Source organism: Nocardiopsis oceanisediminis, assembly GCF_048595525.1.
GTDB lineage: Bacteria > Actinomycetota > Actinomycetes > Streptosporangiales > Streptosporangiaceae > Nocardiopsis_A > Nocardiopsis_A oceanisediminis.
Genome location: NZ_JAFMZJ010000001.1, coordinates 3,815,939 through 3,837,953, shown reverse-complemented (window position 1 = coordinate 3,837,953; position 22,015 = coordinate 3,815,939). Strand labels below are relative to the sequence as shown.

Annotated in this window: 20 protein-coding genes and 1 pseudogene; 12 read left to right on the top strand and 9 right to left on the bottom strand. The window is 74.6% G+C overall.

What is annotated here, in order from left to right; translation table 11 throughout:
• Nucleotides 1–201: 201 nt before the first annotated feature.
• From J0910_RS17165 to J0910_RS17140, 6 genes are all read left to right on the top strand, one after another.
• Nucleotides 202–1,236: an aldose epimerase family protein gene (locus tag J0910_RS17165; protein ID WP_420159531.1), complete on the top strand. Its 1,035-nt coding sequence runs from the start codon at nucleotides 202–204 to the stop codon at nucleotides 1,234–1,236.
• A gap of 33 nt (nucleotides 1,237–1,269) precedes the next feature.
• Nucleotides 1,270–2,037, top strand: a complete 768-nt coding sequence (locus tag J0910_RS17160) for a HipA family kinase (protein ID WP_420162014.1) — start codon at nucleotides 1,270–1,272, stop codon at nucleotides 2,035–2,037.
• Nucleotides 2,034–2,441, top strand: coding sequence for a DUF3037 domain-containing protein (locus tag J0910_RS17155; protein WP_420159530.1), 408 nt, complete (start codon nucleotides 2,034–2,036; stop codon nucleotides 2,439–2,441). The genes J0910_RS17160 and J0910_RS17155 overlap by 4 nt, the downstream gene beginning before the upstream one ends.
• A 760-nt stretch (nucleotides 2,442–3,201) precedes the next feature.
• Nucleotides 3,202–3,636: a MarR family winged helix-turn-helix transcriptional regulator gene (locus J0910_RS17150; protein WP_420159529.1), complete on the top strand. Its 435-nt coding sequence runs from the start codon at nucleotides 3,202–3,204 to the stop codon at nucleotides 3,634–3,636.
• A 75-nt stretch (nucleotides 3,637–3,711) separates the two neighbouring features.
• Entirely contained in the window at nucleotides 3,712–4,935 is a 1,224-nt protein-coding gene (locus tag J0910_RS17145; protein WP_420159528.1) for an MFS transporter, read from the top strand.
• Nucleotides 4,936–5,131: 196 nt separating this feature from the next.
• Entirely contained in the window at nucleotides 5,132–6,409 is a 1,278-nt protein-coding gene (locus J0910_RS17140; protein WP_420159527.1) for a multidrug effflux MFS transporter, read from the top strand.
• Nucleotides 6,410–6,495: 86 nt separating this feature from the next.
• On the opposite strand, the gene J0910_RS17135 is transcribed toward J0910_RS17140, so the two are convergent.
• Nucleotides 6,496–7,530, bottom strand: coding sequence for a M14 family zinc carboxypeptidase (locus J0910_RS17135; protein ID WP_420159526.1), 1,035 nt, complete (start codon nucleotides 7,528–7,530; stop codon nucleotides 6,496–6,498).
• A gap of 232 nt (nucleotides 7,531–7,762) precedes the next feature.
• Here J0910_RS17135 and J0910_RS17130 point away from each other — a divergent pair, with 232 nt between their 5' ends.
• Nucleotides 7,763–9,811 carry an AMP-binding protein gene (locus tag J0910_RS17130; RefSeq protein WP_420159525.1) on the top strand — a complete coding sequence of 683 codons (2,049 nt, stop codon included), beginning with the start codon at nucleotides 7,763–7,765 and terminating at the stop codon, nucleotides 9,809–9,811.
• Nucleotides 9,812–9,883: 72 nt separating this feature from the next.
• Here the strand turns inward: J0910_RS17130 and J0910_RS17125 are convergent, their stop codons facing one another.
• Nucleotides 9,884–10,057: a DUF397 domain-containing protein gene (locus J0910_RS17125; protein WP_420159524.1), complete on the bottom strand. Its 174-nt coding sequence runs from the start codon at nucleotides 10,055–10,057 to the stop codon at nucleotides 9,884–9,886.
• Nucleotides 10,047–10,841, bottom strand: coding sequence for a helix-turn-helix domain-containing protein (locus J0910_RS17120; RefSeq protein WP_420159523.1), 795 nt, complete (start codon nucleotides 10,839–10,841; stop codon nucleotides 10,047–10,049). The genes J0910_RS17125 and J0910_RS17120 overlap by 11 nt, the downstream gene beginning before the upstream one ends.
• A 109-nt stretch (nucleotides 10,842–10,950) precedes the next feature.
• Here J0910_RS17120 and J0910_RS17115 point away from each other — a divergent pair, with 109 nt between their 5' ends.
• The gene (locus tag J0910_RS17115; RefSeq protein ID WP_420159522.1) at nucleotides 10,951–11,238 is read left to right on the top strand and encodes a hypothetical protein; all 288 of its coding nucleotides are present in this window, start codon (nucleotides 10,951–10,953) and stop codon (nucleotides 11,236–11,238) included.
• 6 nt (nucleotides 11,239–11,244) lie between these two features.
• Here J0910_RS17115 and J0910_RS17110 read toward each other — a convergent pair whose 3' ends face one another.
• The 3 genes from J0910_RS17110 to J0910_RS17100 form a co-directional block, all read right to left on the bottom strand.
• Nucleotides 11,245–11,892, bottom strand: a complete 648-nt coding sequence (locus J0910_RS17110; protein ID WP_017593124.1) for a LuxR C-terminal-related transcriptional regulator — start codon at nucleotides 11,890–11,892, stop codon at nucleotides 11,245–11,247.
• The gene (locus J0910_RS17105) at nucleotides 11,844–13,160 is read right to left on the bottom strand and encodes a sensor histidine kinase (RefSeq protein WP_420159521.1); all 1,317 of its coding nucleotides are present in this window, start codon (nucleotides 13,158–13,160) and stop codon (nucleotides 11,844–11,846) included. The genes J0910_RS17110 and J0910_RS17105 overlap by 49 nt, the downstream gene beginning before the upstream one ends.
• Before the next feature lie 1,486 nt (nucleotides 13,161–14,646).
• Entirely contained in the window at nucleotides 14,647–15,399 is a 753-nt protein-coding gene (locus J0910_RS17100; protein WP_420159520.1) for a maleylpyruvate isomerase family mycothiol-dependent enzyme, read from the bottom strand.
• A gap of 100 nt (nucleotides 15,400–15,499) precedes the next feature.
• Between J0910_RS17100 and J0910_RS17095 the strand changes: the two genes are divergently transcribed.
• Together J0910_RS17095 and J0910_RS17090 are read left to right on the top strand one after the other, a co-directional pair.
• Nucleotides 15,500–16,267: an SDR family oxidoreductase gene (locus tag J0910_RS17095; protein ID WP_420159519.1), complete on the top strand. Its 768-nt coding sequence runs from the start codon at nucleotides 15,500–15,502 to the stop codon at nucleotides 16,265–16,267.
• Nucleotides 16,268–16,732: 465 nt separating this feature from the next.
• Entirely contained in the window at nucleotides 16,733–17,566 is an 834-nt protein-coding gene (locus J0910_RS17090; protein ID WP_420159518.1) for an NAD(P)H-binding protein, read from the top strand.
• Between the two features lie 26 nt (nucleotides 17,567–17,592).
• Here J0910_RS17090 and J0910_RS17085 read toward each other — a convergent pair.
• A pseudogene (locus tag J0910_RS17085) lies at nucleotides 17,593–17,892 on the bottom strand (ATP-binding protein); the annotation flags it as partial.
• A 304-nt stretch (nucleotides 17,893–18,196) separates the two neighbouring features.
• On the opposite strand from J0910_RS17085, the gene J0910_RS17080 reads away from it, so the two are divergent.
• Together J0910_RS17080 and J0910_RS17075 are read left to right on the top strand one after the other, a co-directional pair.
• Nucleotides 18,197–18,754 (top strand): dihydrofolate reductase family protein, encoded by a 558-nt coding sequence (locus tag J0910_RS17080; protein WP_420159517.1) that lies wholly within the window; start codon nucleotides 18,197–18,199, stop codon nucleotides 18,752–18,754.
• A 98-nt stretch (nucleotides 18,755–18,852) separates the two neighbouring features.
• Nucleotides 18,853–19,761 (top strand): endonuclease/exonuclease/phosphatase family protein, encoded by a 909-nt coding sequence (locus tag J0910_RS17075; protein ID WP_420159516.1) that lies wholly within the window; start codon nucleotides 18,853–18,855, stop codon nucleotides 19,759–19,761.
• 66 nt (nucleotides 19,762–19,827) lie between these two features.
• Here the strand turns inward: J0910_RS17075 and J0910_RS17070 are convergent, their stop codons facing one another.
• Together J0910_RS17070 and J0910_RS17065 are read right to left on the bottom strand one after the other, a co-directional pair.
• Entirely contained in the window at nucleotides 19,828–20,370 is a 543-nt protein-coding gene (locus tag J0910_RS17070) for a M23 family metallopeptidase (protein ID WP_420159515.1), read from the bottom strand.
• Between the two features lie 230 nt (nucleotides 20,371–20,600).
• Entirely contained in the window at nucleotides 20,601–21,563 is a 963-nt protein-coding gene (locus tag J0910_RS17065; protein ID WP_420159514.1) for a hypothetical protein, read from the bottom strand.
• Nucleotides 21,564–22,015 lie beyond the last annotated feature (452 nt).

Genomic DNA, 22,015 nt, shown 5'->3' with positions numbered 1-22,015 from the left:
GCACCGGCGCCCGCGCGGCCTTCCGCGCCGGGCGGCCCGCCGGCGGGTGAAGGGCCGGCCGCCGGCGGGCCGCAGCGGTGGCCGGCGGGCGGGCGCCGGCCGTCTTCCCGGCGGCCTCCACGGGCCGGGCGGGCCGGGCCGCCGGTAGGGTTTCCGGCGCGCCGGCGGTCGGCCGGGCCGGTACCGGGAGGGGTGGGGGCGGTGGAGGCGTTCGGTCGGGGGCCGGGCGGTGCGCGGGTCCGGGTGTTCGAGCTGGACGACGGGGCGGGGATGCGCGCCCGGGTGACGGACCTGGGGGCGGCGCTGGTCGGGCTGGAGGTCCCGGACGCCTCGGGGCGGCCGGCCGACGTGGTGCTGGGGTTCGACTCGGCGGAGGAGTACGCCGGTCCGGCCAACCCGCACATGGGGGCGACGGTGGGCCGGGTGGCCAACCGGGTCTCGGGGGCGGCGTTCGAGCTGGACGGGGTGGAGCACCGGCTGACGGCCAACGAGCCGCCCAACCACCTGCACGGCGGGGGCGCGGGCCGGCTGGGCCTGCTGGTGTGGCGGGCGGTCGCCGCCGGCGGGGCGTCGGTGGAGCTGGAGTGCGCGTCGCCGGCGGGCTCGGAGGGGTACCCGGGGCTGCTGCGGGTGCGGGCGGCCTACCGGCTGGGCGGCGGCGCGCTGGAGGTGTCCTACCGGGCGGAGGCCGACGCGGCGACGCCGGTGAACCTGACCAACCACGCCTACTTCAACCTCGCCGGCGCGGGGGAGGAGGGCAGCGTGCTCGACCACGGGCTGCGGGTGGAGGCGGACCGCTTCACCCCGGTGGGGGAGGGCATGCTGCCGACCGGGCGGGTGGAGCCGGTGGAGGGTCCGCTGGACCTGCGCGCGGAGCGGCGGATCGGGGACGGCGTCGCGGAGCTGGCGGCCGACCCGGTGACCGCCGGCTACGACCACGGCTTCGTGCTGCGCGGGGGCGGCGGGGTGCGCACCGCGGCGGTCCTGTCCGACCCGGTGTCGGGGCGGGTGATGGAGCTGGAGACCGACCAGCCGTGCCTGCAGGTGTACTCGGGCAACCGGGTGGAGCGGGGCCTGGCGGGCAAGGGCGGGCGGGTCTACGGCCCGCGGGGGTCGGTCTGCCTGGAGCCGCAGGGCTACCCGGACGCGCCGAACCGGCCGGAGTTCCCGGGGGCGGTGCTGCGCCCGGGCGAGGTGTACGAGCGGACCGTCCGGTACCGGTTCCGGGCCCGGTGAGAAATGCGGGGGCGCCGGTCCCGGGGCGGCCGTATCCTTGCCGACGTGCTGAGAGAAGTGGCGGGGACGCGTTATGTCCTGCCGTTGCGTGAGGGCGGTTCGCTGCCGGGCCTGGTCGAGGCCGACGACGACGGCATGTACGTGGTGAAGTTCGTGGGCGCCGGTCAGGGCCGCAAGGCGCTGGTGGCCGAGGTGGTCGCCGGTGAGCTGGGGCGGCGCCTGGGGCTGCCGGTGCCCGAGCTGGTGCTGCTGGAGTTCGACGCGGTGATCGGGCGCGGCGAGCCGGACGAGGAGGTCCAGGAGCTGCTGAAGGCCAGCGGCGGGGTGAACCTGGGCATGGACTTCCTGCCGGGGGCGCTGGGGTTCGACCCGCTGGTGTGCGAGGCGGATCCGGGGTTCGCGGGCCGGGTGATGTGGTTCGACGCCTTCACCGGGAACGTGGACCGGACCTGGCGCAACCCGAACATGCTGGTGTGGCACCGCGAGCCGTACCTGATCGACCACGGGGCGACGCTGATCTTCCACCACAACTGGTCCGGGGCGGCGGGCGCGGTGCGCCGCGGCTACGACGCCTCCGACCACGTGCTGGCCGGGTTCGCGCCGGACCTCGCCGGGGCCGACGCCGAGCTGGCGCCCCGGGTGGACGAGGCGCTGCTGCGCGAGGTGGCGGCGCTGGTGCCGGACGCGTGGCTGGACGGCGAGCCGGGGTTCGGGTCGGCGGAGGAGGTCCGCGAGGCCTACGTGGAGCACCTGGCGGCGCGGGCGGCGGACCGCGCCTGGCTGCCGGAGGTGGCCGCATGAGCACGGTGGCGACGGGCGCCGCCGGGCGGCGCAGGGTGTACGAGTACGCGCTGGTGCGGGTGGTCCCGCGGATCGAGCGGGGCGAGCTGGTGAACGCGGGGGTGATCGTGTACTGCCAGGCCGCGGGGTTCCTGGCGGCGCGGTGCGCCCTGGACGAGGGGCGGCTGCTGGCGCTGGACCCGGGCGCGGACGTGGCGGGGGTGCGCCGCGCCCTGGAGGCGGTGGAGATGGTGTGCCGGGGCGGCGCGGAGGCCGGCCCGGCGCGGGAGGAGCCGGCGGGGCGCCGGTTCCGCTGGCTGACGGCGCCGCGGAGCACGATCGTGCAGCCGGGCCCGATCCACTCGGGCCTGACCGCCGACCCGGCGGCGGAGCTGGACCGGCTGGCGTCGGACCTGGTGTCCTGACCCGCCGCCGGCGGCGTTCCGGGCGGCCCGTCCCTTCGGGGGCGGGCCGCTTGTGCTTTCCAACGCGGTCGCCGTCCGGGCGGTCGCCGTCCGCGTCCCGGGGCGGGTCGGGCGGCCGTACCGGCCTGCCGGTCCGGGAGGGGCGGAGCCGGGCCGCGCCCGCTCAGCTTGTTCTTCAACCTCGGGGGCGGCCGGGGCATCGAGGCGGCCGATGGGTGGACGTGTCCTGTGATCGCCGCCCGCACCCGGCTCCGCCCGGCCCGCCCCGGCCGCCGAGGACCTGCGCCGCCCCCGGGAGCGGCCCCGGCGCGGGTGCGGCGGGGCTTTCGCGGCGTTCGCGCGGAGGCGGCCCGTCCCGCCGGTGCGCCCGGACCCCCGGCTCCGGGCCCCGGGCGCCCCCCGGGCCCGAAGAACCGGCTCGGGCACCGCGCCATGGCGTGGGAAAGACGGCCGAACGCGCCATGAGCCTGAAGGAGCACCACGCCCGCCCAGGTTGAAAACAAGCTCAGGGCAGGGCGCGGAGAGGTGTCCGGTGGGGCTCTGCGCCTGGCGGCGGGCTTCGGCGGTGCGGCTTCCGCGGCCGGGGACCGGACGCGGGGGCGTCCCGGCGCCCGCGTTCCCCTCGACGGTGCCCGGCCGAGTGCCGGTCGGCGGTCCGCGCGGCCGCCTGCCGGGGCGTGCGGGCCTCCTGCCGGCGGCTCCAGGGGAGGCGGAGCACCCCCGCTTGATTAGTTAGCCTAGCTAAGCTTATCCTGGCCGGGTGAACTCCTGCACCGGCGATCTGCCGCACGACCTCGCCTCCGCACTGCGCGAACTCGTCCTGCTCACCCGCAGGGCCACCGCCGACATGGCGGTCTCCTCCCAGCAGCTGGGCGTGCTCGGGTCGCTGGCCGGCGGGCCGCGGCGGGTCAGTGCGCTGGCCGAGGAGCACGGGGTGCGCACCCCCACCATGACCGGGATGCTCACCCGCCTGGAGCAGGCCGGCGCGGTGCTGCGCCGGCCCGACGCCGAGGACGCCCGCGCGGTGGTCGTCGAGCTCACCGGGCACGGCCGCGAGCTGCTGGCCCAGGGCCGCGCCGCCCGGGAGGAGTTCCTGGCCCGCTGCCTGGAAGGGCTGGACGAGGCCGACCGCGAGGCGGTGCGGGCCGCCCTGCCCGCGCTGGGCCGGCTGTGCGCCCGCGCGCCGCAGGGGTAGCGCACCGCCGGAGAGCAATCGACCGATCCGCGTCTCCGTACGGGAGACCCGACGAATGGAGGTCTGGGGACACCCATGTCCACGACTGATTTACCGCCGAGCACCGCCCCCGCCGCCCCGGCCGGGCGGGGGAGGGCGTCCGGCCCGTGGCGCCAGCCGATGTCGGTGTGGGCGACGGCGTTCGCCGCCGTGGTCGCCTTCATGGGCATCGGCCTGGTCGACCCGATCCTGCCCTCCATCGCCGAGGGCCTGGACGCCTCGCCGAGCCAGGTGTCGCTCCTGTTCACCAGCTACTTCCTGGTGACCGCTGTGGCGATGCTGATCACCGGGTTCATCTCCAGCCGCATCGGCGGCAAGGCCACCCTGCTGCTGGGCCTGGCCCTGGTGGTGGTCTTCGCCGCGCTGTCCGGGACCTCCGGGTCGGTGGGCGAGCTGATCGGCTTCCGCGCCGGGTGGGGCCTGGGCAACGCGCTGTTCGTGGCCACCGCGCTGGCGGTGATCGTCGGCGCGGCGGTCGGCGGCATGGAGTCGGCGATCGTGCTGTACGAGGCGGCGCTGGGCGTGGGCATCGCCTCGGGGCCGCTGGTCGGCGCGCTGCTGGGCGACTGGCACTGGCGGGCGCCGTTCTTCGGCACCGCGGTGCTGATGGCGGTCGGCTTCCTGCTGATCACCACGCTGCTCAAGGCGCCGCCGAAGCCGGCGGCCAAGACCCGGCTGAGCGACCCGCTGCGCGCGCTGGCCCACGGCGGGCTGTCCACCACCGCGGTCACCGCGCTCTTCTACAACTTCGCCTTCTTCACGGTGCTGGCCTTCACCCCGTTCGTGCTGGGCATGAGCCCCTACGGCATCGGGGCGGTCTTCTTCGCCTGGGGCGTGCTGGTCGCGGTCTCCTCGGTGTTCGCCGCGCCGCGGCTGCAGCGCCGGCTGGGGTCGGTGCGCACCCTGCACCTGTCGCTGGGGCTGCTGCTGGTGCTGCAGGCGGCCATCGCGGTGTCGGTGCTGGCCTCGGCGCAGCCCGGGGTGATCGCGGCGGTGGTGCTGACCGGCGTGCCGATCGGGATGAACAACACGGTGTTCACCGAGGCGGCGATGGAGGTGTCGGACGCGCCGCGCCCGGTGGCCTCGGCCGGCTACAACTTCGTGCGCTGGATGGGCGGGGCGCTGGCGCCGTTCATCGCGACCAAGCTCGGCGAGGAGGCCGGCCCGGAGCTGCCCTACCTGCTGGGCGCGGCGTGCTGCCTGGCCGGCATGGGGGTGCTGGTGCTGCGCCGGCACCACCTGGGGGCGCTGAAGGGCTGACCCCCGGCGCGGGCCCCGGCGGTGCGGCCGCCGGGGCTCTGGCGCATCCGGGTGGGGTGCGCCACTCTGCGGGAGGAAACCGGAGATTCCCCGTCATCGGGGGATGGGATCTCTGCGGGAATGCGTTGGGAACCTTCGGCGCCGCTCGCGCGAGCCCGCCCCGTCCCCCCGTCCCCGCCCCTGAGAGGAGCCCGGCGTGTCCCGAACGAGCCCGCCCGAACCGGTCGCGTCCCCCGCGCCCGCCGCACCGGCCCCCGCGCAGGCCGGCCCGCGCCGGACCGCGGTCCTGGTGCTGGTCCTGGCCACCCTGACCGCGACCGGTCCGCTGGCCACCGACCTCTACCTGCCGGCGTTCCCGCAGATCGCCGCCGACCTGGGCGCCCCGGAGGCGCAGATCCAGCTGACGCTGACCGCGATCATGCTGGGCCTGGCGCTGGGCCAGCTGGTCATCGGCCCGATGAGCGACGCCTGGGGGCGCCGCCGCCCGCTGCTGATCGGCGTCGCGGTGTTCACCCTGGTCTCGGTGGCGTGCGTCTTCGCGCCCAACGCGGGCGTGCTGGTGGTGCTCCGCTTCATCCAGGGGATGGCCGGCGCGGCCGGCGCGGTGATCTCCCGGGCGGTGGTGCGCGACCTGTTCACCGGGGACGAGGCGGCCCGGTTCTTCTCCCGGCTGATGCTGATCACCGGGCTGGCGCCGATGCTCGGCCCGGTGCTGGGCGGCCAGCTGCTGCTGGTGGGGCCCTGGCAGCTCAGCTTCGCGGTGCTGGCCGGGGTGTCGGCGCTGTCGTTCGCCGCGGCCTTCTTCGGGCTGCCGGAGAGCCTGCCGGCCGACCGGCGCAGCCCGCTGCGCCCGGGGACGCTGGGGGCGACGGTGTGGCGGCTGCTGCGCGACGCCCGGTTCATCGGCCCGGTGCTCACCCTGGGGCTGTCCTTCGGTGCGATGTTCACCTACATCGGGTCCTTCTCCACGGTGTCGCAGTCGGAGGTGTTCGGCGCCAGCGCCCAGCAGTTCAGCCTGATGTTCGCGGTGAACACCCTGGGCATCATGATCGGCACCCAGGTCAACGCGCGGCTGATCGGGCGGCTGGAGACCTCGCGGCGGCTGCTGGTCGGCCTGGCGGTGGCCGGGGCCGCCATCGCCGCGCTGGCCGCGATGGCGGTCGCCGGGGTGGCGGGGACCGCCGGGCTGTACGCGCTGACCGGGGTCTTCTTCACCATGATGTTCGGGATGGGGTTCGTGTTCCCCAACGCGACCACCCTGGCGCTGTCCAGCCAGCCGGCGTCGGTGGCCGGGACCGCCTCGGCGCTGATGGGGTCGCTCCAGTTCGTGCTGGGCGGCGGGCTGTCGGCGCTGGCCGGGCTGACCGCTTCCGGCCAGGCGAGCCTGGCCAGCATGGCGCTGGTGATGTCGGCGGGCCTGGCGGCCGGGGCGGCCGCGTTCGCGCTGTCCCGGCGGGGCGCCGCGGCCGGCTGAGGACCGGCCCGGAACCGGGCCCGGGGACGACGGGGGACGGGGGTCCGCGCCGCGGCGCGGACCCCCGCCGCCGTGTCCGGGGCGGATCAGTCCAGGTCGTCGCCGTCCGCGTGCAGCGGCCGGGACTCGGCGGAGGGCACCGGTTCGCCGCGCTCGGGCAGCTCGTCGGCGAGGCCGGGGTCGATCTCGAACAGCGAGCCGTCGGCGGCGGCCGCGGCGGTGGCGTACATCGAGTCGTAGGCCGAGGCGATCTGCGCCTGCTCCCAGTCGGGGCCGGTGGCGCTCAGCTCGACCAGGACGCTGCCGCTGCCCAGCAGGCCGTAGGCGTTGCGGGAGATGCCCTGGTAGTCGCCGCCCGGGTAGAGGCTGACGTTGGCCCCGTCGTAGGACTCGTCCATCGCCTCGGCGGAGGCCACCACGGCCTGCCGGGACAGGTCGACGGCCTCGGAGCCGACGTCGGGGTGGGTGGGCCACATCACCGAGGCGGTGATCTCCTCGCCGTCGTCGTCGACGTAGCGGCCCTGCATGTGGTAGTCGACCACCAGGTCGGGGTCGGCGCGGTCGTACAGCCGGCGGACGGCCGCGGACTCGGGGACGGGGTTGTCCTCCGGGGCGACCTGTGGGTCGTGGTAGCGGTTGGGGTCGTAGCCCTTGCCCGGCTCGCCGTACTCGGGGTCGGCGTCCGGGTCGTAGTTGTACCGCCAGCCGCGCTCGTGGCCGTCGGGGTTGGCGCGGACCACGATGTCGATGGTGACGGCGCGCAGGATGGCGCGGTTCTCCCGGGTGCGCTCGGTGCCCAGGTCCTCCAGGAGCTTCAGCGCGGCCGGGGTGCCCAGCGGCTCGTTGCCGTGCTGCTGGGTGACGTACAGCAGCCGCAGCGGCCCCTTCCCGACCGAGGCGCCGAAGATCGGCCGGCCCTCGTTGCTGGTGCCGATGGCGTCCACGTCGACCCGGCCGCGGCTCTTGAGCTCGATGGCCTTGAGGTGCCGGGTGAGCTCCCCGGTGTCGGGGCGGGGGTCGACGGGGCGGCCGGGCGGAGCGTCCGCGGCGGCGGGAAGGGGCTGGGCGGCGAGAAGGGGCAGAACCGCCAGGGGGATGAGGAAACGCCACTTTCGTTCCATAGAGGCGAATTGTGCACGCCGTCCTCACGCATGCACAAGGGGTGGCCGCCGCGCGCCGCGGCCCGCTGCCGCCGCCCCCGGACCGAACCCCGTTCCGTGACGGAGCGTGCCGGGGCCTGCACCCGGGTTGACGGAGGGTGCGGGCGGGGGCACAGTGGGCAGGATTCGACGCGCGTTACCGGGTGGAGAACCCCGGCGTGCGGACGTATGACCAGGAAAGGGCCGGGAGGAAATGGGGCAGAGGTCCGCTTGGGAGGGGACGCTGGACGCCGGGTCGCTGCGCGGGCTGGCGGACATCCTCTACCGCAACGCCGAGGACGGTCCCGGCGCCGAGGTCGCTGCGCGGCGTGACGGCGAGGGCGCCTGGGAGCGGGTGACGGCGGCGCGGATGCTCAACGACGTCACCGCGGTCGCCAAGGGGCTCATCGGCACCGGGGTGGACGCCGGCGACCGGGTCGTCATCGTCGGCGGCTCCGACTACGACCAGGTGCTGATGCACTTCGCGGTCTGGGCCGTGCGGGCGGTCGCCGTCCCGCTGCCGGCCAACTGCTCCCAGGCGCGGCTGCTGCACGCGGTGCGCGACTGCCGCCCGGCCGCGGTGGTGCTGGGCGACGGCCGGCTGGCCGCGGCCGCCTCGGCGGCCTCCCGGGACATCCCCGACCTGAGCCGGGTATGGCGGCTGGACGGCCCCGAGGGCCTGGAGGCGGTGACCCGCCCCGGCGCCTACATGGACTCCTCGGCGGTGCGGTTCCGCCTGGAGGAGACCACCGCGGCCGACCCCGCGGTCATCGTCTACCCCGCCGGGACCGACGTGCGCCGCCCCGGCGCGGTGCTCAGCCACGGCAACCGGCTGGCCGCGGCCCGCGCCCTCGCCGACCGGCTGCTGCCGGCGCTGCGCGGGGCCGGGGCGGGCTCGGCCGGAGCCCTGGTGCACCTGCCGCTCTCGGACTCCTCCGGGCAGGCCGCGGTGGCGGCGTGCATGCTGGCGCGGGTGCGCGTGGGCGTGGTGGACCCGGCCGAGAAGCTGGTGGAGCAGGCCCGGGCGTTCCGCCCCGCGGTGCTGGTGGCCGCGGCGCGCACCCTGGAGGAGGTGTACGCCGCCGAGGAGCGGCGGGCCCGGCAGAGCGGCTGGGACAGCAACAGCGCCTTCGGCGCGGCCGCCGAGATCGCCGCGGAGTACGACCGGGGCGGCCGCAAGGGCGCCTGGAAGCGGGTCTCCATGGCCATGTACGACTGGATGTACAGCCGGTTCCGGGAGGCCTACGGCGGGCGGCTGCGGCTGGCGGTGAGCCTCGGCGGGCGGGTGCCCGCCACGCTGGACCACTTCTACAACGGCGCCGGCGTACCGCTGGTGCAGGTGTTCGGCAGCACCGAGGCCGGCGGCGCGCTCACCGCGGGCGCGCCCGGCGCGCGCCGCGCCGGGACGCACGGCACCGCGCTGGAGGGCGTCGAGCTGCGGGTGGGCCCGGGCGGCGAGCTGTTCGCGCACGGCCCCGGGGTCTTCCCCGGGTACTGGAACGCCCAGGCCGCCGGGGAGTCGGCGTTCCGGGACGGCTGGCTGGCCACCGGCTACACCGGCGAGATCGACGAGGACGGCTACCTCACGGTGACCGGGCGGCTGCGGGTGCAGGCCTGCGCGGACCCGGCGCCGCGCCGCGCCGCGATGCCGCAGCCGCCGCCGGAGCGCTCCGGCGGCGGGGCCGACCCGGCCGCGGCGGCGCCCGCGCTGCCGGCCGCCGAGCCCGCCACCGCCCCGCAGGAGGAGGCCCCAGGCGCCCCCGCGCAGCAGCAGGCGGTGGAGCAGGCCCGCCCCGCGGCGCCCGCGCTGCCGGCCGCCGCCCCCGCGGCAGCACAGCCGGCGCCCACCGACCCCGAGGAGATCGTGGCCGGCCTGGAGCGCCGGATCGGCGGGCACTCCCTGGTCGGCCAGGTGATGGTGATCGGCCGGGGGCGGCCCTACTGCACCGCGCTGGTCACCCTCGCCGCCGACCAGCTGGAGTACTGGCGGCTGGTGAACAACCGGCCGCTGAACGCCTCCCCGGAGGAGATCGCCGCCGATCCCGACCTGCTCCGCGAGATCGAGTACGCGGTCGGCGAGGCCAACACGACGGTCCCGGCGCCGCTGACGGTGCGCGCCTTCCACGTGCTGGCCGAGGAGTTCACCCCGCAGAGCGGCCTGCTGCTCCCGGACGGCTCGCTGCGCCGCGACGCGGTGCTGCGGGCGTTCGCCGAGGAGATCGAGGGCCTGTACCGCTCGGTCGAACCGGGCCGCCAGGGCTGACGGGAAGAGGAGAGACGGGAAGCGGAAAGGCCGCCCCGCCGCAGCACGCGGCGGGGCGGCCTTCCGCGCGGTTCAGCCCCGCAGCGAGGCCAGCAGAGCCACCCAGGCTTCCCGGGAGAGGGCGACGGGTGACTGTCCGGGAGTGGCAGTGTCGGCGACGGCCACCCCCGGGCCCTCCAAGCGGGCGGCCACGCATTCGCCGCGCGGCTGTGAATAGCTGGACTTTCGGAAGTCGTCAGTGAGCATCTCTGATCCTTTTGATCAACTCGGCTGTCTGTAGAGGGTCGCACGCCCAGGAAACCAAGTCAGACCATATTGCCGCCAATCGTTTGACCTCTGCCGGCTCTGAGATCAGAGACTCACCGGTCGGACCGTCGGCAGCCGCCACCGGGGCCCGGTCGCTGAACCCGATGATCCTGAATCCTCCCACGGACCATGCGGCGGTCTTGGCGGTCGCAGGGAGGACGAGGATGCGAACCCCGGTCACCCCCAGCAGGGAATCCAGCTGATGCCGCATGACCTCGGGGCCGCCGACCGGGCGGCGTAGAACGCTTTCGTCCATCAGGCAGGTGATATCGCACCCGGATAGGCGGGAGATCCGTTCGGAGCGGGAAGCGACGAGAGTCTTTATCTGCTCGTCTTCCATATCCGGCTCGGTGTCTCGGTAAAGCTCGGATGAGTATTCCGGAATCTGCAGCAGGCCCGTGATCGCGATCGGGCTGAAAATCTGCAGCGAGGTTGAGCGCTCTTCGCTCTTCGATACCTGGGCGGCCCAATTCGGAAGGGCGGCGCGCTTCAGTGCCTGCCCCCAAGCGGACAGAAGTGCCCCGTCCGCGCCCAGTTCCGTGTCCAGGGTCTCTGCTGCGGTCCGGGAAGTGCTCCGGACGCCGCGTTCCATTTTCGAGACCAGGGAGGGAGAGGCCGAGATCGCCCCGGCCAGCTGATCGATGGACAATCCGGCCTGAAGTCGGGCGGCACGCAGTTCCCGACCGAACTCGGCCCAGGTGCTCGACACCCGCTCGGTACTCATGCGCACAGTGTGGCACGGCCACGATACGCTTCGACACCCCCATGTCCGGTTCGGGACGACTGGGTAAGTCTTATTGCCTGGTCAAAGCGGCAGCGTCACCGTATCGGTTATGCAGAACGACGCAAGGCAAGCCGCCCTGAAAGTCCTCAAGCACTGGTACGGGAACAAATGGCACATTCGGTGCACACCGTCACTCTGGATCGCGACCGCGATGGATCCCGACACCCCGACCGAAAAGACCGTGATCGAATTCGACCTGGACGAATTCATCTCGCGGCTGGAGCACCCGCACGCCCGTCCGGCGAAACCGCTCCACCCTCTCCTGGAACGGCTCGGGTGGGAGCGGACCGGAACCGCCTGGAGGTCCCCTGAAGGGGGCGGGGACCTCCTCGCCTGAAGTGCCTCAGCGGTTGTTCAGGTACGCCAGCACCGCCAGTACCCGGCGGCTGTCGTCATTGGACGGCGGCAGGTCCAGCTTGGTGAAGATGTTGTTGATGTGCTTGCTGACCGCCTTGTCGGTGATGAACAGCCGGGAGGCGATGGCGGTGTTGGACCGCCCCTCCGCCATCTCTCCCAGAACCTCGCGCTCGCGCGGGGTGAGGGACGCCAGCGGGCCGTCGTCGGCCCGCTTGGCCAGCAGCTGGGAGATGACCGCCGGGTCCATCGCGGTGCCGCCGGCCGCCACCCGGCGGACCGCGTCGATGAACTGGCCGACGTCGAACACCCGGTCCTTGAGCAGGTAGCCGACCGCCCCCCGGTCGTCGGAGAGCAGTTCGCGGGCGTAGAGCTGCTCGACGTGCTGGGAGAGCACCAGCACCGGCAGCCCGGGGACGCTGCCGCGCGCCTGGATGGCGGCCTGCAGCCCCTCGTCGGTGAAGGTCGGGGGCAGGCGCACGTCGACCACGGCCACGTCCGGGCGGTGCTCCAGCAGGGCGTCGCGCAGCTCGGGGCCGCTCTCCACCGCGGCGACCACGGTGAAATCGTGGCCTTCCAAGAGCCTGATCAGGCCTTCTCTGAGGAGGGCGAGGTCTTCGGCGATGACAACGCGCACGGCAGCTCCATGGTGACGATGGTCGGCCCGCCAGTCGGGCTGACGACGCTCATCGTCCCATCGAAGGCGGCGAGCCTGCGCCGGATGCCCTGCAGCCCGGTGCCTCCGGAGAAGTCGGCCCCGCCGCGGCCGTCGTCGCCGACCAGGATGACCATCCGGTCGCGCCCGTAGTTGATGCGCACCCAGGCGCGCCCGGCCCCGGAGTGCTTGGCCGCGTTGGTGAGCACCTCCACCACCGCGAAGTAGGCCGCCGACTCCACCGGGTCGGCGGGCCGCCCCGGCAGGTCGATGTCGACCTCTATCGGCAGCCGCTGGGAGATGGCCAGCGCCCGCACCGCGCCGTCCAGGCCGCGCTCCACCAGCACCGGCGGGTGGATGCCGCGGACCAGGTCGCGCAGCTCGGTGAGGGCCTCGCGGGTGGTCTCGCGGGCCTCGGAGAGCATCCGCCGGGCCGTCTCGGGGTCGCGCGCGAGCATCTCCTCGGCCATGCCCAGGCTCATGCCCAGGGCCACCAGCCGGGCCTGCGCGCCGTCGTGCAGGTCGCGCTCGATCCGGCGCACCTCGGAGGCCTGGGCGTCGATGGTGTCGGCGCGGGAGGTGGCCAGCTGGGCGACGCGCGCGGTCAGCCGCTCCTTCTCGGTGGGGGCCAGCAGCCAGCGGCCCAGCTTGGCGTAGCCGCGCACCATCGCCGCCCCGTAGAACCAGAACAGCGCCAGGAACGCGGCGGCGGGGACGAGGGCGAGCAGGGCGCCGGCCTGGCCGCCGAAGAACTCCAGGCCGAACAGCGGGGCGACCCGCCACAGCACCAGGGCGTGCAGCACGAGGTAGACGGCGTAGACCACCAGCAGCGCGGGCAGGGCTCCCAGCAGCACCCCGACGGTGCCGTTGAGCAGCAGCCAGGCCAGGTCGCGCCAGATGGCGGTGGAGGACAGCGTGGTGCGGATCCGCTGGGAGAGCGACATGTCCCGCCAGGCCACGTGGCCGGTGGCGCGCAGCCGCTTGAGCAGCCCGTCCTGCGGCCCGTAGGGGGTCGGAATCGGTCCCTCGTCGAGGAACCGGCCCAGGGTGCGGCGGTGCGTGTCGGCCAGGGTGCGGATCAGCGGACTGAGCATCACCGCGATGGGCAGGCCGATCCAGATGGAGGAGAGCCCCAGGGCGATCGCGAACAGCGCGGTCAGTAGCAGGCCGGTGGCGGCGAGCGGGATGAACAGCAGGGACCAGGCCAGCAGGGCCGTGCGTCTGGCGGTCGGGTGGTCGGTGCTGGGCATCTTCGTCGCTTTCTACGGTCGCCGGGCCGGGGCGGTGCGCCGCACCGCCCTCCCCCAATTGTGGCCCGGCGCGCGGACCGGGGCAGTGGTGCCAGGTCCCCTAAGGCCCGTTCCCCTGCCTCTCGATGATCTTGGCATTACGGCCCCCAGTGGTTTGTCGTCACGTGGTCGTCGCAACGAGGAACTCGGGGAGGACGAGGGACGAGTGACGCCCCGCCCGGGTGCGGCGTCTCACGGGGCGAAGGTGCAGACGGGCGGCGACGGCGGAGGGAGGGGGACCGGCCGGCCGGTCGGGTACAGCGCCTCGCGGAGCGAAGGCTCAAGCGGGCGGCGACGGTGGAGGAAGGGGCGGGGCGAAGGCGATCGCCCGAGCGCGGCGCCCCACGGGGCGGGGGTTCAAGCGGGCGGCGAGGGCGGGGGGCACCGGCCGGCCGGTCGGGTGCGGCAGAGCAGAGCAGGGCCGGCCGGGGCGGCAGGGTCGCCGCACCCGCCCCTCCGCAGCGCCGGGGCGGCCGCCCTTGAAACCATCTCCCTACCCTGACCTAGGTAAATACGCAGGGTGATGATGGGGAGGGGCGCCCTGCGCACCGCGAGAGCACCCCGGTGATTCCCGGGCGCGCACCCCGGCCCGGATCGGCCCCCGGAAGCCCCGATTCGCCCTGATCAAGCCAGCGATGGAGGGTTCGAGTCGCCCGCAAGGCCGCAAACCAGAGGGCCGGAACCCGGGCAGGGGCGGCGCGGGGGTGAGATGTCGCTTTTGTTCCCCCGGAAAGCCTCGCTTTGGCCACTCTGGGTAATCGGCGAGGGGGTGGTGGGGGCCTCGGGGCTCACTACTCGCTGGTAGATGTAATCGGGGTGCCGCGGAGGTGCGCAGGGCGCCCCCGCCCCCGCCCGTTCCCCGCCGCAAACCCGGCATAGGGGATGAGGCCACCCTGCTCGGCTCGGGCGGGCCCGCCCCCTTCGCTGGGGCGCCGCCGCCTCCCCGCCGGGAGCACGCGCCGGGCCGGTGAACGCGGCGCCCGCCCACTCCCGCCTTCGCCGCCCGCTTGAACCCCGGCCCCGTGGGGCGCCGCGCCCGGCCGGGGTGCCCGCCCCCGCCCCTGCCCGCGCCGTCGCCGCCCGCTTGAACCCCCGCTCCGCGAGATGCCGCGCCCGTGTGTGGCGCCCGGCCCGGTTCCTGCCTGCGCCGTCGTTGCCGGTCTGGGCCTTCGCTCCGTGGGGCGCCGCGCACGGGCGGCCGCCTCCGCCTCGTCCCTTCCTGCGCCGTCGCCGCCCGCTTGAACCCCGCCCTGCGGGGCGCCGCGCCCGACCGACCATCCGGTCCCCTCCCGGCCGTCGCCGCCGGTCTGAACCCCTGCCCCGCGAGGCGCCGCACCCGGACGACGGCCGCACCCCATCCCGCCGTTCCTTATCCCGCCGTTCCTTGCAGTACTTCCGCTTTGAGACGGCGACGACGCCGAGGACAACGGCGGGCGGGGCGGTCCCGTCAGACGCGAGCGGCCTCGCGCCAGGCCTTCAGCGCGTCGGGGTCGCCATCGGCCTGCCCGGGGCGGGGCTCGGCGCGGTTCCACAGCACCAGGTAGAGGTCGTGCGCGGGGGCGGTGATGCGGACGTCGGCCGGCCCCGCACCGGCCGTGCGCGCGCCGTCGGGGGAGAGCTCGACGCGGTGGGCGCAGTCGGCGTCGGTGGCCTGCACGGCGATGCTGCGCGGGACGGGGGCGCGGGCCCGTCCCGGGCGGGAGAGGAAGCCGTTGAGGAGCTCGTCGACCCCGTCGGCGGCGAAGGCTGGCGGCAGCGGAGTGACCGGCCCGCCTGCGGCGAGCTCGGCGTCGACCCGGTGCACGGCGGTCTCGTGGGCCTGGCGGCGGGCCCAGAACGCCAGCGCCGAGGGGGCGCCGGGCAGGAAGGTGAAGGCCTCCAGGCCGGGGCGGTGCTCGGCGTAGTGGGCGAGGGCGTCCAGGAGCGCGCCGTGCCCGTCCAGGTACCAGCCGGTGAGGTCGGCGTCCTCGGGGGCGGGGAACTCGCCGCGGCGCCGCTCGGGGGTGAGCGGTTCGTCCCCGGCGCCGGCGCGCAGCTGGGCGCGGGCCCAGCGGTGCACCGCCCCGGTGTGGGCGAGCAGGTCGCGGACGGTCCAGCCGGGGCAGGGGGGGACCGGCGCGCCGGGGCCGGCGCGGTGCGCGGCGTCGGCGAGCATGGGGCCCTGGGCGGCGAGCGCGTCGATGTGGTCGGCGATGTCCATGGGGCGATTGTCCCCCGGCCGGGGGAGGCGCCCGGCGGGCGGGTCGGTAGGGTTCGGCCGACCCGCCGGAGGGCGGGCGCGGTGTCGAGAGGAGACGCAGGTGGCGGCGGACGGCGCGGGTGTCCCGCGGACGGCGGTGGTGACCGGTGCGGGCAGCGGCATCGGCCGGGCGGTGGCGCTGGAGCTGCTGGCGCGGGGGTACGCGGTGGCGCTGGTCGGCCGGAGGGCCGAGCGGCTGGAGGAGACCGCGGCGGCCTCGGGGGCGGGGGAGCGGGCGCTGCCGCTCCCCGCCGACGTGGCCGACCCCGACCGGGTGCGCGAGGTGTTCGCGCGGGTCGGCCGGGAGTGGGGGCGGTTGGACGTGCTGTTCAACAACGCCGGCGCGATGCCGCCGCCCGCCCCGGTGGACGAGGTCGGCGACGACGCGTGGCGGCACGTGGTGGAGGTCAACCTCACCGGGGCGTTCTGGTGCGCGCGGGAGGCGTTCCGGATGATGCGCGAGCAGGACCCCCGGGGCGGGCGGATCATCAACAACGGGTCGATCTCGGCGCACGCGCCGCGGCCGATGTCGGTCGGCTACACCGCCACCAAGCACGCGGTCACCGGGCTGACCAAGTCGCTGGCGCTGGAGGGGCGGCCGCTGGGCATCGCCTGCGGCCAGATCGATATCGGCAACGCCGCCACCGAGCTGACCGCCGGAATCGCGGCCGGCACGCTCCAGGCCGACGGGAGCCGGGCCGCCGAGCCGGTCTTCGACGCCGCCCACGTGGGGCGCACCGTGGCCGGGATCGCCGACCTGCCGCTGGACGTCAGCGTGCCGTTCATGACGGTCATGGCGACCGGCATGCCCTACCTGGGCCGCGGCTAGCCGCCGTACCCCGGTGCGCTGTTCACGCGGCTGGTCGGTGGCCGCCCTCCCGGTGCGGTGGCGGTGGCGGCCGCAGGCGTGCGGGAACTCCTCCGGGGCCCGGGTCCGCTCGGAGTCGGAGGAGCAGGCCCGCTCCTCGATCAGGGGCGGTCGGACCGCCCGGCCTCTCCGCCGGTCCGGGGCCGGCAGGCCCTGGCTGCGTAGCTCTCAACGGATGTCGTTTGTCGTTGAGTTCGGATGTCAGTGGAGGGTCCGAGTGCTTCTGAATGTCGGTGAGTTTCGATGTCATTCGGGTTTGCGGCAAGGGCAGTGGTAGAGCGATGGAGAGCAGTCCCCGGCGCGAAGCGCCGGGGTGTTCGCGTGCATCCGGCAGCAGGAAGGGGCAGGGCCCTCCTTGACCTGAAGTGCGATTGAGCTTTTAGCGTGTTCCTCAGGTTGATCATCTGACGACAGGAGAACGCGCCCGTGATCCTCGTGACCGGAGCCACCGGAAACATAGGAAGTGCGCTGCTGAGGGAGTTGCACGCAGGCGGTGTGGGGCCGTTGAGAGGGTTCACCCGTGACGCCTCACGGGCCACGTTCCCTGAAGGGGTCGAGGCCGTTGAGGGTGACTTCGCGGAACCGGAATCGTTGAAGCCCGCTCTGGATGGGGTGCGTTCGCTGTTCCTCGTGTCGCGTCTGGGTCCGGATGCCGAGATCATCGAGGCCGCCCGGCTGGCGGGTGTGGAGCATGTGGTGCTGGTGTCGTCCATTACCGTCCAGACCCATCCGTATCTGGGCCCCGCCGGCGAGAACCTCGCGGTAGAGCTGCTGCTCAAGGACAGCGGCATGGACTGGACGATCCTGCGGCCGACACAGTTCGCCTCGAATGCTCTGATGTGGGCGGTGTCGATCCGTGACCGTGAAACGGTCCGCGCGCCGTATGCGGACATCGGACTGCCCACCATCCACCCGGCGGACATCGCATCCGTGGCGCGGGTAGCGCTGACGGAGCCCGGCCACAAGGAGCGGACGTATGCCCTGACCGGTCCGGAGCCGGTGACCGCCCGGCAGCAGGTCGAGACCATCGCGGCAGCGATCGGGCGGAGTGTTCCCTTCGTCGAGATCAGTCGGCAGGAGGCTCACGCGCAGATGGCCGCGGTCTTCGGGGATGAGGCCGCGGACGCGGTGCTCGACGTCACGGGCGGAGACGTCAACGACGAACTGCTGACGGTGCGCGACACCGTTTCGCAGGTCACCGGCTCCCAGGCCAGATCGTTCCGGCTGTGGGCTGCGGAGAATGCCGCCCTCTTCCGCTGAGGCGCTCGGCCGGTCAGGATGCGGGGTCAGAGTGCGGCGGCCTGCTCGGCGCGGGCTTTGGTCTGGGCGAGGCGGTAGGAGTCCGTGCCGGTTTCGATGATGGCCGCGTCGAAGGTGAGGCGGTCGACGATGGCCGTGCAGAGCCGCGGGTCCGTGAACGTCTTCGTCCATACGCCGAAACTCCCGTTGGACGCGATGGCGACGCTGTTCTTCTCCTCGCGCTCGGTCAGGACCTGGAACAGCAGCTCAGCACCCCGGCGATCAAGCTCCATATACCCTGATTCGTCAATACAGAGGAGGTCGACCCGTCCGTAGCGGGCGATCGTCCAGATCGGCCTTGGATTTCGACAGGTGCATCGGTGCCCCCAACGCGAGAAGCACAGACATCATCCCACCGCAAGGCTCCAACTGCCATTGAAACTCGGCGACATCGACTTCGTCGGCACGAGGGCACCATCCGTACTGAACGACGAACGGCACTACGACTCACCTACAGAGCCACAGGCCCGGATGGGGCGGGGCCGCCCGCCCCGGCCGGAGGGGCCGGCCGATGAGTTCCGGGCCGTGCGGGGGTCACAGCCCGCAGGACCGCCCGCGCCGGAGGCCGGCGCTCGTACTCGGAGGGGACGCATGGCGAAGCTCATCTATTCGATGGTCACCTCGCTCGACGGCTACGCCGAGGCGGCGGAGGGCGGCCTCGGCGCCGGGGCCGAGGACCCGGAGGTGCACACCTTCATCAACGACCTCTTCCGCCCCGTCGGCACGTACCTCTACGGGCGGCGGATGTACGAGACGATGGTCTTCTGGGAGACCGCGCACACCGATCCCGGCCGGCCGCCGCACATCCTGCAGTACGCCCGCGACTGGCAGGCCGCGGAGAAGATCGTCTACTCCACGACGCTCGACTCGGTGTCCAGCGCGAGGACCAGGATCGAGCGGACCTTCGACCCGGACGCGGTGCGCAGGCTCAAGGACGGGGCCGACCGCGACCTCACCGTCGACGGCCCGAACCTCGCGGCCCAGGCGATCGCGGCCGGCCTGGTGGACGAGTACCGGCTGTTCATCACCACGAGCGTGGTCGGCGGCGGCAAGCGGTTCTTCCCCGGCGGCGTGCGCCTCGATCTCGAGCTGGTCGAGGAGCGCGTCTTCGGCAGCGGGCTGATCTATGCGCGCTACCGGACCCGCTGAGCCGCGCGGCCCGGCTCCGGCCGGCCGGGCCGCCGAGGGGCGGGGCGCGCTCACCGGATTCTCATCGCTTCCTCATCCGCCTCCGCCATGATCCGTGCATGAGCTCATGGACCTGGAAGCGGATCGCGGGCGCGGCGGCGGCCGCCGCGGCGGGGGCCGCGGCGGTGCTGCTGGCCGGGCACCGGCTGGTCCCCGGGGACGCGGGGGTGCTGCTGGAGTCGGGGCTGCCCTGGCTGGGGCTGGCTGCCCCGGTCGCGGCGGCGGCCGGGGCGGCGCTGCGTTCCAGGGCGGCCGCCGCGGCGGCGGTGGCGCTCTCGGCGGTGTGGGCGGCGCTGTTCGTCCCGGCCTATGTGCCGGCCCCCGGCGGCGGGGCGGGTGGTGCGCGCCTGGGCGTGGCCACACTGAACGTGGGGGCCGGCAACGAGCGGGTCTGCGCGGCGCTGCGGGAGGCGGCCGGCTGGGGCGCCGACGTGGTGGCGGTGCAGGAGCTGACCGGGCCCGAGGGGTGCGCGCCGCGGGCGTTCGGCGGCGCGGGGGAGTGGGTCAGGCAGGGCACCGTGGGGGTGTGGAGCCGGTACCCGGTGGCCTCGGTCGAAGCGCTGGACCCGGCGGTGGGCTGGATCCGGGGCGTGCGGCTGGCGGTCCGGGCGCCGGGCGGCGAGGTGGCGGTGGTGGCCGGGCACGTGGCGTCGCTGCGGCCGGGGACGTCCGGTTCGCGGGACGCCTCCCTGGCGGCGCTGGCGGAGGCGGCGCGCGCGGCCGACGGGCCGGTGGTGGTGCTGGCCGACCTGAACACCGCGGCCACCGACCGGGCGATGGGCGCCTTCTCCGGGTACGGCGAGGCGCAGCGCGACGCCGGGTGGGGGCCGGGGTTCACCTGGCCGGCGGGGGCGCCCGCGGTCCGGCTGGACCACGTGCTCTACCGGTCGGCGCGGGCGGTGTCGGCGGAGGTCCGCCCGGTGCCGGGCAGCGACCACCGGGCGGCGCTGGCGGAGCTGGTGTACTGACCGCCGGCCCCGGGGGGCCCGCGCCGGCCCGGGACCTGCCCCGGGCCGGCGCGGGGGAGCGGCGGATCAGCAGTTGGTGCTGCTGGTGATGGTGGTGTTGCCGTAGTAGGCGATCCTGACGCCGTTGAGGACGACGCGGACCACCCGGCCGTCGACCCGCTGCTCGTAGTGGAGGTGCGGCCCGGTGGACCCGCCGGTGCTGCCGACCTTGCCGATGCGGGTCCCGGTCTTCACCTTGTCGCCGACCGAGACGGATTGGGACTGCAGGTGGGCGTAGAGGGTGGTGATGCCCTGGCCGTGGCTGACCACGATGTACTTGCCGTAGCTGGTGTTCCCCCGGTCGGCCACGGTGGTGACGGTGCCCGAGGCGCTGGAGAGCACGTTCTTGCCCTGGGCGCCGGAGCGCTGGAAGTCCACGGAGAGCTGGGGGTTGTGGTTGGTCCGGGTGTTGGCGTTCCACACCTGGCCGCAGTCGAAGGGGGTCCTGAGGTTCACGGCGGCGGTCCGCTGCTCGTCGGCGCCGGCCGCCGCTGCGGGGGCCAGGAGTCCGATCAGGGCGCCGGCGGCCAGTGCCGCGGCCAGTCGGCGCGGCGCGGGGGTGAGCGGCATGGGGGGTCCGTCCTCCCTGGGAGCGGGTTCGGGAGATGCACGGCGAAGATAACCGCTCGCAGGGGGCCGGCGGGAGGCCTAAATCCGCGCCGGGGGCGCCGTTTCCTGCCCGTTCCCGGCCTTTCGCGGCGTTTCGGTGCCTTCCGTGCCCGCGGAAGGCACCGAAACGCCGCGGACGCCGCCGGGGAGGGCCCGGTGCGGGCGCGGACGCGCGCCCGCACCGGGATCCGTCAGGGCCAGCGCATGTCGCTGGCGTAGGGCAGGTCGCCGACGCGGGTCTCCTCGTGCGCGTTGAGCTCGGCGCGCAGCTGGCTCCAGGCGGTCTTGGCGGTGTTGTCGGTGCCCTTGCAGCCGCCGCGCTGGTTGCAGGCGGTGCGCTGGGACATCGAGCCGACGAAGCGGACCGGGCCGGAGGAGTGCTTCGCACCCCAGGCGCTGACCGCGGCCCACTGGCGGGCCTGGGTGCCGTTGGTCCGGTAGATCTGCGGGACGGCCTGGATCTGCGCGGAGGCCCCGGAGGCCACGTAGTACACGTCGGAGAGCTTCCAGCCGTTGGCGCAGGAGGCGGAGGAGGAGCCGTACTCCGGGCAGGAGTCGGCGGAGTTGACCGCGTACAGCCGGCTCCCGGTGGCGGAGACGTAGGCGTCCACCCAGCTCCGCGCCCATTCGGGCGAGGACCAGGACGGCTCGGCGTCCACCGCCCCGGCGATGCGCACCTTGGAGGTGGCGGCCTTCTCCGCGGCCGACTCCACGACCCGGGCCCAGTCCCGGCCGGCGCCGGAGGCGGAGGCCCCGCCGTCCTCCTTGTTGTTGACGCCCAGGGCGAGTTCGGCGGTGGCGCCGCCGGGCGAGCAGGCGGTGAAGCCCTCGGCCCAGGCTGCCGCGACGGCCACCGCGTGCGAGGTGGCGGAGCGCGGTGTGCGGCTGCCGGAGCTGGTGCCGGGCTGGCGCAGCCGGCCGTCGGACTGCTGGGTGCCGAAGAACAGCACCCGCGGGCCGCTCCGGCCGACCTCCCCCTCGGCGCAGCCGGCCTTCTCCGCCCCGGTCAGGTCGGCGGCGCCGCCGGTGAGCGGGGTGTAGCGGCTGGCGGTGTAGCCGGGGTAGCCGTCGGCGGCCGCCGGGGCCGGCGCCGCGGCCAGTGCGAGGGCGGCGCCGAGGGCCAGTGCACAGGTGCGGCGGGCGGTGGGCTTCATCCGTCTCTCCTCGTCTGCGGATGCGGCGGGGGCACTCACCATTGAGCCGGACGGAGGCGGGCAGGGGGGTGACCGTGTGAAGTGCGGCGATTCCGGCGGGTCACCGGAGCGTCGTGTGTGAAATACCGCAAAAAGGATGAACGGGAAGGAAGGGGAGAGAGCGAGGGCCCCGCCGGGATCCGGCGAGGCCCTCGTGAAGTCTCGTGCGGGCCGATACGGCGGTCGCCTCACGGCGCAGGGCGCAACGCGGCTCCTAAGACCGCCGGGTGCACCGGCCCGGAGGCCGGCGCCCGGCGCGGTATTCCGCGAAGGCATTGAATGGAGCCCGGGGGACACTTTCTACCGCACCGGCCCGCACACCCCCCTAACGGGGAGCGAGAGCAGGATATTCCACTCGAGGGGGCCTATGCACATCGGCGGGCCGCGCGCCCGGCGCGAAGCGGGCGAACCCG